9 protein-coding genes are annotated in these 13,053 nt (G+C 52.4%); 1 reads left to right on the top strand and 8 read right to left on the bottom strand.

The genetic code is table 11. The annotated features are described in order from the left end of the window. Window positions 1–14: 14 nt before the first annotated feature. The 4 genes from sstT to OGY15_RS05115 form a co-directional block, all read right to left on the bottom strand. Entirely contained in the window at window positions 15–1,259 is a 1,245-nt protein-coding gene (sstT, locus tag OGY15_RS05130) for a serine/threonine transporter SstT (protein ID WP_151217812.1), read from the bottom strand. Window positions 1,260–1,501: 242 nt separating this feature from the next. Next, window positions 1,502–2,470, bottom strand: a complete 969-nt coding sequence (locus OGY15_RS05125) for a TerC family protein (RefSeq protein WP_151217811.1) — start codon at window positions 2,468–2,470, stop codon at window positions 1,502–1,504. 272 nt (window positions 2,471–2,742) lie between these two features. Further along, window positions 2,743–3,741 carry a Gfo/Idh/MocA family protein gene (locus OGY15_RS05120; protein WP_151217810.1) on the bottom strand — a complete coding sequence of 333 codons (999 nt, stop codon included), beginning with the start codon at window positions 3,739–3,741 and terminating at the stop codon, window positions 2,743–2,745. 69 nt (window positions 3,742–3,810) lie between these two features. Next, entirely contained in the window at window positions 3,811–4,314 is a 504-nt protein-coding gene (locus OGY15_RS05115; RefSeq protein WP_151217809.1) for a M48 metallopeptidase family protein, read from the bottom strand. 201 nt (window positions 4,315–4,515) lie between these two features. Here OGY15_RS05115 and rlmG point away from each other — a divergent pair, with 201 nt between their 5' ends. Beyond that, window positions 4,516–5,652, top strand: a complete 1,137-nt coding sequence (rlmG, locus tag OGY15_RS05110) for a 23S rRNA (guanine(1835)-N(2))-methyltransferase RlmG (RefSeq protein ID WP_151217808.1) — start codon at window positions 4,516–4,518, stop codon at window positions 5,650–5,652. Between the two features lie 54 nt (window positions 5,653–5,706). On the opposite strand, the gene OGY15_RS05105 is transcribed toward rlmG, so the two are convergent. The 4 genes from OGY15_RS05105 to OGY15_RS05090 form a co-directional block, all read right to left on the bottom strand. Continuing rightward, on the bottom strand, window positions 5,707–7,725 hold the full coding sequence (locus tag OGY15_RS05105) for an oxidoreductase (protein ID WP_151217807.1): 2,019 nt from the start codon (window positions 7,723–7,725) through the stop codon (window positions 5,707–5,709). Window positions 7,726–7,869: 144 nt separating this feature from the next. Beyond that, entirely contained in the window at window positions 7,870–10,221 is a 2,352-nt protein-coding gene (gene ygjK / locus OGY15_RS05100; RefSeq protein WP_286538628.1) for an alpha-glucosidase, read from the bottom strand. Between the two features lie 45 nt (window positions 10,222–10,266). Beyond that, complete coding sequence (gene ygjJ / locus OGY15_RS05095) at window positions 10,267–11,394, bottom strand: protein YgjJ (RefSeq protein ID WP_278238285.1); 1,128 nt, start codon at window positions 11,392–11,394, stop codon at window positions 10,267–10,269. Between the two features lie 88 nt (window positions 11,395–11,482). Then, complete coding sequence (locus OGY15_RS05090) at window positions 11,483–12,982, bottom strand: APC family permease (protein WP_278238286.1); 1,500 nt, start codon at window positions 12,980–12,982, stop codon at window positions 11,483–11,485. Window positions 12,983–13,053: the final 71 nt, after the last annotated feature.

Here is a 13,053-nt window from a genome sequence, read left to right as displayed (position 1 = left end):
GAGGGGCGCAGGGATTAGCCGCGCAGAGCGTTATTTGCCAGACGTTCGTCTTCAGCCTGGCAGGCTGCCGCGGTAAACAGAACGTCAGTAGAAGAGTTCAGCGCCGTTTCACAGGAATCCTGCAGTACGCCGATGATGAAGCCAACGGCTACCACCTGCATGGCGATGTCATTTGGGATACCAAACATATTGCACGCCAGCGGGATCAGCAGCAGGGAGCCACCTGCCACGCCCGATGCGCCACAGGCGCACAGCGACGCCACCACGCTCAGTAACAGCGCCGTCGGTAAATCAACCGGAATCCCCAGCGTATTCACCGCCGCCAGCGTCAGTACGGTAATGGTGATCGCCGCGCCCGCCATATTGATGGTTGCGCCAAGCGGGATAGATACCGAGTAGGTATCACGATCCAGATTCAGCTTCTCACATAGCGCCATATTCACCGGAATGTTGGCGGCAGAGCTGCGGGTAAAGAAAGCGTATACGCCGCTTTCGCGCAGACAGGCCAGCACCAGCGGATATGGGTTACGACGAATTTTCCAGAATACCAGCAGCGGGTTGACCACCAGCGCCACTAGCAGCATACAGCCTACCAGCACGGTCAGCAGATGAGCATAGCCCCACAGCGTGGCAAAACCGGTGGTTGCCAGGGTAGAAGAGACCAGGCCGAAGATACCGATCGGGGCAAAACGGATCACCAGCTTCACCATAAAGGTGACGGCGTTGGACATATCATTGACCAGGTTTTTGGTCGTTTCATTACCATGGCGCAGCGCAAAGCCCAGACCAACGGCCCATACCAGAATACCGATATAGTTGGCGTTAAGCAGGGCATCAATTGGGTTGGAAACCATGCTCATCAGCAGTCCACGCATCACTTCAACAATACCGGATGGCGGCACGATATCGCTGGCGCTGCTGGAAAGATGCAGTGTAGACGGGAAGGCGAAGCTGAAGACGACGGCCGCTAACGCGGCTGAAAACGTTCCGAGCAGGTAGAGGAACAGAATCGGGCGGATGTTGGTTTTTTGCCCGTGCTGGTGGTTGGCGATAGAGGCCATTACCAGCATCAGAACCAGAATTGGCGCGACGGCTTTTAATGCGCCGACGAATAGCGTACCCAGCAGACCAACGGCTTCTGCCGCAGGTTTTGACACCAGTGCAAGTAAAATCCCCAGTACCAAGCCGATCAAAATTTGTTTAACCAGGCTCCCTTGCGCCAAACGCGAGAGTAGCCCCGATGAACGTTGCGTAGTCATGTCGTGATCCTTTCATTGTGTTGTTGCTCATCCATCGTGCGTTCTCAGGACGCATCTTTCTGGATGTAACAAAGTGTTTGCCTGGTTGAGTATAAGGAAAGATAAAGCTTCGGGAAGAGAAATATGCTGGATTCCACGTTGAGATCATATTTTATAACTTTGAGTTAACATTGTTTTGACATGATAAACAAAAAGCCCAACGCACGCAGTGTGCCGTCGGGCTTTTCAGCTAGCAGATAAAGTTACTGTATTTGCTGCTTTTTATCGTGCTGGTGGTTGACCCACGCGTTGACAATCAATGTCACAAACAGGATGCCAAATACCACGCCTAGCGAGATAGCGATCGGGATATGGTAGAAATCGACGATCAGCATCTTAATACCGATAAACACCAGAATGACCGCCAGACCGTACTTCAGCATGGAGAAACGCTCCGCCACGCCCGCCAGCAGGAAGTACATCGCGCGCAGACCCAAAATAGCAAACAGGTTCGAGGTCAACACGATGAACGGGTCGGTAGTGACGGCGAAGATTGCCGGAATACTGTCGACGGCAAAAATCACGTCGCTCAACTCAACCAGAATCAATACCAGCATCAGCGGCGTGACAAACAGCAGCCCGTTCTTACGCACGAAGAAGTGCTCGTTTTCGATGGTATCGGTCATGCGCAAATGGCTACGTAGCCAGCGTACCAGCGGTTTGTCGCCAATGCCTGATTCATCCTCTTTTGCCAGCGCCATTTTCACCCCGGTAAACAGCAGGAACGCGCCGAACACGTACAGCAGCCATTCAAACTGGGTGATAAGCCAGGTGCCAGCGAAGATCATGATCGTACGCAGAACAATGGCTCCCAGCACACCATACACCAGCACCCGACGCTGCAATGCAGGTGGTACGGAGAAGTAACTGAACAGCATCAACCAGACGAAGACGTTATCTACAGCCAGCGATTTTTCAATTAAATAGCCGGTAAGGAACGCCAGTGCCTGCGGGTCAGCAACGGCTCGGCCCTGGGTTTGCGCCAGATACCACCAGAAGGCGGCGTTAAACAGTAACGACAACGTTACCCAGACGATGGACCAGGCCGCAGCCTGCTTCATCGACATCGTATGCGCACCACGACGCCCCTGCAACAGCAGGTCGATGGCCAGCATAATTACCACCACGACAGCGAAGCCACCCCATAACAACGGTGTGCCAACAGTATTCATTGTATTTCCCCATGCATAAAAAAAACGGCCAACGCCGAATGACGTTAGCCGCTGCTTTTTATGCATAGACCTTGCCATTCGGCAAGGTCTCACTTACAACAACAAAGGAATACGATGGCGTATTCCTTTGTTATCGCCCGGTGACCGGATGTGGTTTTTCACCACATCGTAATGACGATCAACCGACAACGAAGTTACTCCCCTTTGCGGGTTACAAAATATTACAGGCCATGCTTTCAGTCAATGGCCTGCAACATTCCATTTACACACTTTTACGCAGTCAGCGAGGTTACCGTTTCGTCTGCCGGGAAAACCACGCCGGTCTGGCGGCGAATCTCCGTTTGCAGTTTAGCGGTGATACGGCTGACGGCCAGTGCCGGGTGATCCACTTCGCCGGATTCAACCAAATGAGCAAACGCCTCTGCCTCATACAGCATAGTATTGATGTGCTGAGGCGTCGTCAGATCCTGTGTTTTCCCCCCGCGCGGAACGAAGCACACTTTTTGACATTCGGAGATGTGCTCGATCACCAGCGATCCTGACTCGCCCTGAATTTCACTGGCTAATACCGAGTCGCTGACTTTTGAGTGCTGAAGCGTGACGCTAAAGTCACCGTAATTCAGCACCACCACGCCGTGGGCGTCCACGCCGCTCTCCAGCAGGCTGGCGCTGGCCTGAACGCTCTGCGGCTCACCCCATAGCGCAACCGCTGAGGCCAGGCAGTAAAAACCAATATCCATAATCGAGCCATTTGAGAACGCTGGATTAAACGTATTTGGATTTTCACCGTCCAGATAGCGCTGGTAACGTGAGGAGTACTGGCAGTAATTGATAAATGCTTTTCTGATTCTTCCAACTTTGGGTAGCGATTGCTGCAACAACAGGAAGTTAGGCAGGCTGGCGGTCTTAAATGCTTCAAACAGTACCACCTGGTTTTCGCGCGCGCAGGCGATAGCGGCTTCGGCTTGCGCCAGGTTTGAGGCCAGCGGTTTTTCGCAAATAACATGCTTTTTGTGCCGCAAAAACAGCTCTGTCTGCGGGAAATGCAGAGAGTTTGGACTGGCGATGTAGACGGCGTCAATCGCCTCGCTTTGCGCCATCGCTTCCAGTGAGGTAAACAGATGCTCAACGGGGTAATCGTTGGCGAAGGTCTGCGCCTGCTCAAGGCTACGGGAATAGACTGCGGTTAACTTATATTTGCCGGTTTCATGGGCGGCATCGACAAACTGGCGGGTGATCCAGTTTGTGCCAATTACTGCGAAACGTATCATAAAGGCCTTCAGGCTGTGGAAAGGGATTCTTTCGTCAATTTAGCATGCCCTGAAGACAAAGCCAGTGCGCTACGGCGCAGTTTGCTTTAACGAATGTTGCGTTAACCACAGGCGGGTATCGAACTCCAGTTGATGATACTGAGGCTCCATATGGCAGCACAGCTGGTAAAACGCTTTGTCGTGCTCTTTTTCTTTCAGATGCGCCAGCTCATGCACGACGATCATGCGTAAAAAGGGTTCAGGGGCATTGCGAAACACGGTGGCGACGCGGATTTCTGCTTTAGCCTTTAGCTTACCACCCTGCACACGAGAGACGGCGGTATGCAGGCCCAGCGCATTTTTCAGAACGTGGATCTTACTGTCATACATGACTTTATTCAGTGGTGGGGCGTTACGCAGAAACTGATTTTTCAGATCCTGAGTATATTGCCAGAGCGCTTTGTCGGTCGCGAAATCATGCGTACCCGGATAGCGCTTCTCCAGCACTGCGCCCAGACGCTGTTCAGCAATCAGCGTTCTCACCTGAGAAAGCAAATGTTCCGGGTAGCCCTGGAGGTAAGTTAGTTGGTTCATTCATGTCCCATCCACTTCATCCTTCAAGCTGCCTCTGTGTTGGCTGCGTTCGCGCACCCCAGTCACGTACTTATGTACGTGACTGGGGATTCACTCACTTGCCGCCTTGACGCAACTTGAATGATTTTGTGTATTCAAAATGTTGTATACTCACGCACCCTTTTCAGGGATACGCCGAAATTTTACCATTCAGGAGGGCCGATGAGCCACATAGACAACGGTTTCCGTTCGCTGTCACTTAAACGTTTCCCGGAAACGGATGACGTTAACCCGCTGCTGGCGTGGGAAGCAGCAGATGAATATCTGCTGCAACAGCTGGACGATACCGAGATTAGCGGCCCGGTGCTGATCCTGAATGATACCTTTGGTGCGCTGGGCTGTGCGCTGGCGGAACATACGCCGTACAGCATCGGCGATTCCTACTTAAGTGAGCTTGCCACCCGCGAGAACCTGCGTCACAACGATATTGCCGAGTCGAGCGTCAAATTCCTCGACAGTACCGCTGAATATCCGCAGGCACCGGGCGTGGTGCTGATTAAGCTGCCAAAAACCATGGCGCTGCTCGAACAGCAGCTGCGCGCGCTGCGTGAAGTAGTGACGCCGCAAACGCGCATCATCGCGGGCGCGAAGGCGCGCGATGTGCATACCTCGACGCTGGAGCTGTTCGAAAAAGTGTTGGGGCCAACCACCACGACGCTGGCGTGGAAAAAAGCCCGTCTGATCAACTGCACATTCAGCAAACCTGAGCTGGCCACTGCCTCGCAAACGCTGAGCTGGAAGCTGGAAGGCACTGACTGGACTATCCATAACCACGCCAATGTTTTCTCCCGTACCGGACTGGATATCGGCGCGCGCTTTTTTATCGAGCATTTGCCGGAAAACCTCGAAGGGGAGATTGTTGACCTCGGCTGTGGTAACGGCGTCATCGGTATGACACTGCTGGCGAAGAACCCAGAAGCCAGCGTGGTATTTGTTGATGAATCGCCCATGGCGGTGGCTTCTAGCCGTTTGAACGTGGAAAGTAACATGCCGGAAGCGATGGATCGCTGTGAGTTTATGATCAACAACGCGCTGTCTGGTGTCGAACCGTTCCGCTTTAACGCCGTATTGTGTAATCCGCCGTTCCACCAGAAGCACGCGCTGACCGATAATATCGCCTGGGAGATGTTCCACCACGCCCGCCGCTGTCTGAAAATCAACGGCGAGCTGTACATTGTGGCTAACCGTCATCTCGACTACTTCCACAAGCTGAAGAAGATTTTTGGCAACTGCGTGACCATCGCCACCAATAATAAATTCGTGGTGCTGAAAGCGGTCAAAACCGGTCGTCGTCGTTAAGCCCTTGTGCCGGATAGCGGCTAACGCCTTATCCGGCCACCGGGATACAATTTGTTAAATCTCCAGCGCCAGCCTCGTCCCTTGCGCAATAGCGCGTCGGGCATCCAGTTCCATCGCCACGTCGCAGCCGCCGATCAGATGCACCGTTTTACCCGCTGCGTGGAGCGGATCGACCAGCTCACGGCGCGGCTCTTGTCCGGCGCAAATCACCACGTGATCCACGTTAAAGATCACCGGTTCGCCGTTCAGCACAACGTGTAAGCCATCATCATCAATTTTCTGATAACTGACCGCCGGGATCATTTTCACACCGCGTGAGAGTAAGGTGGCGCGATGGATCCAGCCTGTCGTTTTACCTAAACCTTGCCCCGGTTTGCTGGCTTTGCGTTGCAGCATCACTATCTGGCGTGGGCTGCGGGATAAATGCGGACCTTCCGGGCGTAAGCCGCCAGGCTGTTGCAGGCTGGTGTCGATTCCCCATTCCACGCAGAACTCCGCAATGTTCTGGCTGGTGGGATCGCCTGATTGGCTCAGGTACATGGCAGTATCGAATCCTATCCCGCCGCAGCCAACGATCGCCACGCGTTTGCCCACCGGCGTTTTATCGCGCAGGACGTCAAGATAGCTCAGTACTTTAGGGTGGTCGATCCCCTCGATCGGTGGCATGCGAGGCTCGATCCCGCTGGCAAGGATCACTTCGTCGAAGATGTGCAGATCGCGTGCGCTGACAAAATGATTCAGCTTCAGTGTCACGCCAGTCACGTCGATCATCCGGCGGTAGTAGCGCAGGGTTTCATAGAATTCTTCTTTGCCGGGGATCTGTTTGGCGATATTAAACTGCCCGCCAATCTCACCATGCGCGTCAAACAGCGTCACGTGATGCCCGCGCGCAGCGGCATTAATGGCGAAGGCGAGGCCCGCAGGGCCCGCGCCAACCACCGCCAGATTTTTCGGCTGAGTGGCCGCAACGATCGGCATTTTGGTTTCATGGCAGGCGCGAGGATTCACCAGGCAAGAGGTAACTTTGCCGACGAAGATCTGATCCAGGCAGGCCTGGTTACAGCCGATACAGGTGTTGATCTCATCCGCTCGTCCGGTTTGCGCTTTTGACAGCAGTTCGGCATCGGCGAGGAACGGACGGGCCATCGACACCATATCGGCATCGCCACGGGCCAGAATGTCATCGGCGACCTGGGGATCGTTAATACGGTTGGTGGTGACCAGTGGGATTGTCACGTGCCCTTTCAGCTTACGTGTCACCCAACTAAACGCGCCGCGCGGTACCGGGGTCGCGATAGTGGGAATACGTGCCTCATGCCAGCCAATACCGGTGTTAATAATGGTGGCGCCTGCGGCTTCTATCGCTTGTGCCAGCTGGACGGTTTCGTCGAAGGTTCCACCGTTTTCCACCAGATCGAGCATCGACAGACGGAAGATGATTATGAAGTCATGGCCCGCACGCTGGCGTACTGCCCGTACCACCTCAACGGCAAAACGCATGCGATTGGCATACTCGCCGCCCCATTGATCATTGCGCTGATTGGTGCGCAGAGTCAGGAATTCATTGATGAGATACCCTTCGGATCCCATCACTTCAACGCCATCGTAGCCTGCTTCCCGCGCCAGTTGGGCGCAATGGGCAAAATCTTCAATCAGTTGTAGCACTTCATCATGCGTCAGTTCATGTGGCGTAAAACGGTTGATTGGCGCCTGAATAGCGGAAGGCGCCACCAGATGCGGCTGATAGCTGTAACGCCCGGTATGCAGGATTTGCAGGGCGATTTTGCCGCCTTCGTCATGCACGGCATCGGTAATGACGCGATGGTGTGCGAGCTGGCTGCTGTCGTTCAACATCGCGCCGCCTTCCATCCCCACGCCGGAAAGCGCAGGCGCAATACCTCCGCTCACAATTAACGCGACCCCGTGACGGGCACGTTCTGCGTAGAACGCGGCCAGCCGTTCAGCGCCATCAGGGTACTCTTCCAACCCGGTATGCATTGACCCCATCAGCACGCGGTTTTTAAGCGTAGTGAAGCCTAAATCGAGCGGGGCGAACAGCGACGGATAGCTCATAAAGGTGTCCAGTATGTAAAATTATTGTTATGTGGTCGGATGAGTTCTAATTTAGCCGTCGTGGCGTAAAAGGGAAAAGGGGAATGCCGTGATTGTGATGGGATTCAAAAAAGAGGCTCTCCTTTACAGGAGAGCCAATTGACGTTACTGCTGTTTTAGAAAATCGTTATACAGCATATAAAGATGCGCTGCGCTCCAGGAGAAGTTTGGCGCGCCCTGTTGCGCACCGGTTAGCGGGTTATAGTTCTCCTGAATCGGACCGTCTGCGGTAAGGCCTTTGGCGTGGCTGAAGAAGGTATCTGCCAGTTTTAACGCTTCATCGCGATAGCCATAACGCTCCATCCCTTTTAGCCCGAACCAGAACTGATCCACCCACACACGCCCACGCCAGTAAATGTCTGCACCGAAGGCCGGGTTGGTCAGCGCTGCCGTACCAAGCGGGACAAAGGTGTTGAACTCTTTGGGATCGAGCATCACCTTAACCACCGCGTCCGCATGGGGCTGCGTTGCCGCCCCGTTAAACAGCGGCGACCAGCCTTCCGGCCCTTTGCCGCGTTCGACGATTGGTTGGCCCGCACAGCCATTAGCCAGCGGTTTATCTTCAATACGAATGTCGTAATAGAAGTGTGTTACCGGGTCGAACATACAGGTATTGATGTAATCGGCGAGTTTTTTCGCCAGCGCCTGGTAGCGTTTGGCATCGTCGGCTTTGCCGAGAATTGTCGCCATTTCTGCCAGATAGTGATTATCGCTATACATGTAGCTGGCCTGATCGACCGATTCCTGCAGCAGCGAGTAACCCAGTAACCTCCCGTCGTTACTGCGATTATCGGCAAATTTCACCACCCAGTCGCTGCGTTTCCCACCCTTAGCGACGTATTTATCCAGTTGCTCTTTGTCGATAAAACCGAAGACTGCCGCATCGTCACGCCCGGATTCCCAGGAGGCGGCAACCTGTGCTGGGATCTCGAGGCTGTCATACTGGCCTTTACTGATGATATTGGCGTAGTTTTTCAGCCCGGAGAGGGTCTCTTCTTTGTCGCCTTTTTTCACCGTGAACAGCATTTCACCGCTGTCGGTATTGTGAGCTTTATCGCGCGTTGCACCATATTCAGGTACGCCGTTGCCGTTATGATCGCGGTTTCGTAGCCACCAGTCGTGATATGCAACCAGCTTCGGATACATCTCTTCGAGCCAGGCCTTGTCCTTGGTGACATTGTAGACCTCCATCACCGACCAGGCCGCCAGGCTTGGCTTGGTGTTGCGTTCGTTCCAGTTGCCGCCGTCGCCGCCGCGCTCGGGGATTTTGTTCCAGGTAACCAGATCGAGGATCATGCCTGCATCCTGGGGACGTACCGGATCGTTGGGCTGAATTTGCCAGTCAAAGAGTGCGCGAATACTGTCTTTCGCAATGTCCGGGTTGAAGTGCACCATCGCATAGGCAATCTTCCAGCTATCCCACGCATAGGTCTGATTCCCGGAGAACCAGCGAGCGGTAACCGACGGGGTAACGGTGTTATGCCGCACAGCGCCTTCTGGCGTTCGCCAGTTGCCCGTCAGCGTTTCTATCGCTTTCACCGCGACGCGGGTCTGCTGCGGGGTAGCATCAGGATTGTTTAATCCTTTTTGCAAATAGGTGTCCCAGCGCTGTTGTGAGGCGAGCATATAAGAAGAGGGACGCGCCAGAATATCGCGGATTTGCGGCTGTTCTTTGCTCACTTCCTGCGCGGTCAATAAGTGTGAATAGGTGGTGTAGAACGTGGTAGAGCTGTTGATATGCGCTTTGCTGGTGAAGCGAAGACCGTCGACGGCTGTTTTCATCGGCAGCGACTTATGCACCTGATATTCTGATTCGCCGGAGGTGAGCAAATCCCAGGTTGAACGCACTTTGCCGAACGTGACTTTCAGACCGTCGTGGGTGGGGACAATTTTACGCCGGTAGTCTGGATACTGCTGGTCGACGGTTTTATCTGACGTTGCTTTGCCGTCCTCTGCTTCCACTTTATTCAGCAGTTCGCCATCCCACACCAGATCGAGCGGCGTGGCGCTGGTAATTTTGGTTTCCAGCAGCGAGGTATGGTGGCTGGCAAAACGCAGCGTCATTTCTATCTGCACATTTTTCGACGACAATTTCTGCACCAGCGCGCCAGGAATGCTGTAAGCCTCAAGGGTGAAATTGACCTTTTTACCCTGCTGGTACACCGTCAGACGATCGAAGTTCGTCGCCATAAAATTGATGTACTCTTCCGTCAGCAGCGCCACGCCCGGAAAACCGCCCATGGTATCCGGGCCATCCGGCAACAAATGACCGTGCCAGGAGCCAAGATCGAAAAACGGGCTAAACCGCTGGTGGTGATCGCTATTGCCATCACGCATATATTGCGGCGCGCCGTGACGATCGATCAAATCTTTAAAGTCTGTCGCGGTAACGGCATGGGCCGACAGGCTAAATAAAAGCATGCAGGTCAGCGGGGTTAATGAATATAACTTTTTCATAATAATGAAGCTCCTTTCACATTCACTGTGAAATAAAAAGAAAAATTAATGACCCCAGTAGTAATACTGCATCAGGAATATCTTGTTATCCGAGTCGTCGGTACTGTTTCCCAGGTTGAATCTGCTGTCGAAGGCGGTGGCGAATTTACCGCCGCAATATTCGTACCAAATACCGAATTGCGCATAGGATGTCGTGGTGTCCGGATCGTTATCCAGATTGTGCTGTGCGTAGCTATATGCGGTAGAGAGGTAGAATCCTTTGAAGGCTTCATACATAGCGCTAACCATCGCGCCGGTTTCTGTTCCGGGGTTACCGAGGCCCTCGCCGCGCCCGGTATGATGCCAGACGCGGACACCGAAATTCGGCGTCAGAACCCCGGTCACGAAGAGTTGTCCGGTGCCATCGGTGATTTCTGTGCCGCCCATCCAGGTGACGTCTTTCATCAGGTCGTACTGGATATAGCCGTTCATCATCGCGGGATAAATATATTTATCTGAGTAGCGATCGTATTTACCAAAATGCAGCCAGGCTTTACTTTCATCAGCATGTCCTGCGGGAGTGGCGATGACGCTATAGCGGAAATCGCCGCTCAGGTTTTGCACTTTAAGCGCGGTGGCGATATCGCGGGTATTTGGGATTTCGTAACCAAACTCTGGCGTAAAGTCGGCCCAATATTGCAGGTCGTCCAGGGAGGAGTCGTTATGTAGGCTCAGGATAATTTCGGTTTTATCATCTGTCCTGTAGCCTCCCCAAAAGCGGTTAATACCGCCTTCGAAACCACCCCAGCCATGGTCGGGCTCCCAGGCATTGCCTTGGTGGTCCGCCTGTACGGTCCAGCCCTCGCCATAAATCAGTCCAAACCAGTGACCATACTGACCTTCCACACCGCCTTCAATATAGGTTCCGTCTTCATATTTATGCTTGTAGTCTCCCTCCAGCGCCGTATACCCGCCAAGCCCCATTTCGCCATAAAAACGGAATGAAGGTGCGGGGGATGATTTCGGCATTGCGGGGCTGGCAGATGTTTCGACCATTTCGGGAATTTTTGTATCGTCATGCATGGCGGGCTGCGGGACATCGATATGCGGCGCTTTTTCTTCGGCCACCAGGGGTAACGAGCAACAAAAGGACAACGCCATCAGTGCCTTGCCAGCATTAATGTTAAATTTCATTTTCTATTCCATCAGAAAAAATACTATTTTTATTTACCAAAACGTGAGCGGCAAAATGAAAAATTTTGCCGCTCAATAATTCGTTGTTTTAGATTTTATTAAATAATGAATGGTCGTCAGGGTTTTTTACGCGCCAACGATTAAACATCAGACTGCAGTAATAAAATACGGCGATAATGCTGACTGGCCCAAGAATAACCTGAATTAACGATCCTGTGAAATTGGCATCCCAGTCTTCTGGCCCAGGAACCAGCGCAGCAACGGTGGAGGCGGTAAAAATAATAACCATTGGTACCACCGAGAGTAATGCCCAGAAACGACCGGTGCCCAGAAAATGGAAATCGCGTGCATAATTCGGATCGTTGGGACGATATCTCAGCTTAATATAGCCTGCCAGCATAAAGAGGACCGGGATGGTTGCGGCGCCGCCGTCGAGATTTTTTACCGCCACCAGAATGGTGTTCATCTCGGAGTTAAACTGACCCAGCATAAAAAGAATAATGATAACGGTGACGATAATACCCTGTATCTTCAGCGCGTTAACCGGTGTACCTTCTTTATTTACCTCTGACAATTTGTCGCCGAAAATTCCTTTCGGCGCATCGACAAATAACATTTTTACCGGCGCGGCAGTCCACAGCATGAGCGAACCGCACAGCGTGGTGATCATCAAAAACAGGGCGATAACGTTGGTCCACCAGACGGGGAAACCCAACTGCTGGAAGGCAACATAAATGGCTGATAACAGACCAAGATTCGCGGCCTGCTCTGCCGGTAAGATGAAGTTCAGCAGCAGGGAAGAGATAACGATAATGGTTGAAAAGATAAAGACGTTGAGCACTAAACCCAGGCGGAAATTGCGATCGCCGCCGCGAATATTACGCTTGTAGGCGGCTAACGCTTCCAGTCCGCCTAAGGATTGTAAAGCCCATGACATTGACGCTACCTTTGACCAGGATAAATCAATGTGTTGCATATATTCTGGGGCAATGGCCGTACCATTAAAGGTGACGGTGCCGGATGAAAGTTTATAGACTGCCGAAACAATAAAAAGCATGGTTAGCGCGAATCCTGCGTATCCAGAAAACGACAGCGCGCGGGATAACCATTTTGGCCCTTTCATTGATACCCAGGTCGCGATCCAGAAGAGAATAATGGAAGTAATACTGATCACCGGTTTAAACCATGTCTGACTGGTTAACTGGGTGACCCACGCCACATCGCTACTACAGGTGTAGATAAAGTAGGTGATAATATTGGGAAGCAGATCGACAAAGTAAAAAATATTGACGTAGAAATAAAAGAAACCGGCAATAAACCCTAATTTTTTACCTAAGATCAGGTTTAACCATGTTTGATATCCACTTTCGGATTCGCGTAATTTCTTGATGGAGGAAAGCTCGATAATCATAAAGGTATACGGAATTGCATAAAGCAGAGAAGCCACAGCATAAAGTAGCCAGGAGTTGTTTCCCCAATCGGTATACTGACTGACCACGCCTTTCAGCACAAAACCGCCGCCGGCAATGGAGAAGAATAAAAATGTTATTAATGACATCTGATATCTTGCATCGGATTTTTCAGACATAACCATTCCCTTCACATACGTGTAAATGTATTTGTTTTGACAGTGTTGTGAATGTCCTCTTACGAACATTC

It is taken from the genome of Citrobacter sp. Cu231 (assembly GCF_030332265.1).
GTDB classification, from domain to species: domain Bacteria; phylum Pseudomonadota; class Gammaproteobacteria; order Enterobacterales; family Enterobacteriaceae; genus Citrobacter; species Citrobacter meridianamericanus.
Note: the sequence above shows the minus strand (reverse complement) of the source record. Positions and strands in the feature narration are given on the sequence as shown.

Excerpts from the sequence above, each read along its gene's own strand:
- OGY15_RS05090 (WP_278238286.1), bottom strand. The coding sequence starts at position 12,982 with ATGTCTGAAAAATCCGATGCAAGATATCAGATGTCATTAATAACATTT.
- ygjJ (WP_278238285.1), bottom strand. The coding sequence starts at position 11,394 with ATGAAATTTAACATTAATGCTGGCAAGGCACTGATGGCGTTGTCCTTT.
- OGY15_RS05115 (WP_151217809.1), bottom strand. The coding sequence starts at position 4,314 with ATGAACCAACTAACTTACCTCCAGGGCTACCCGGAACATTTGCTTTCT.
- sstT (WP_151217812.1), bottom strand. The coding sequence starts at position 1,259 with ATGACTACGCAACGTTCATCGGGGCTACTCTCGCGTTTGGCGCAAGGG.
- ygjK (WP_286538628.1), bottom strand. The coding sequence starts at position 10,221 with ATGAAAAAGTTATATTCATTAACCCCGCTGACCTGCATGCTTTTATTT.
- OGY15_RS05125 (WP_151217811.1), bottom strand. The coding sequence starts at position 2,470 with ATGAATACTGTTGGCACACCGTTGTTATGGGGTGGCTTCGCTGTCGTG.
- OGY15_RS05120 (WP_151217810.1), bottom strand. The coding sequence starts at position 3,741 with ATGATACGTTTCGCAGTAATTGGCACAAACTGGATCACCCGCCAGTTT.
- OGY15_RS05105 (WP_151217807.1), bottom strand. The coding sequence starts at position 7,725 with ATGAGCTATCCGTCGCTGTTCGCCCCGCTCGATTTAGGCTTCACTACG.
- rlmG (WP_151217808.1), top strand. The coding sequence starts at position 4,516 with ATGAGCCACATAGACAACGGTTTCCGTTCGCTGTCACTTAAACGTTTC.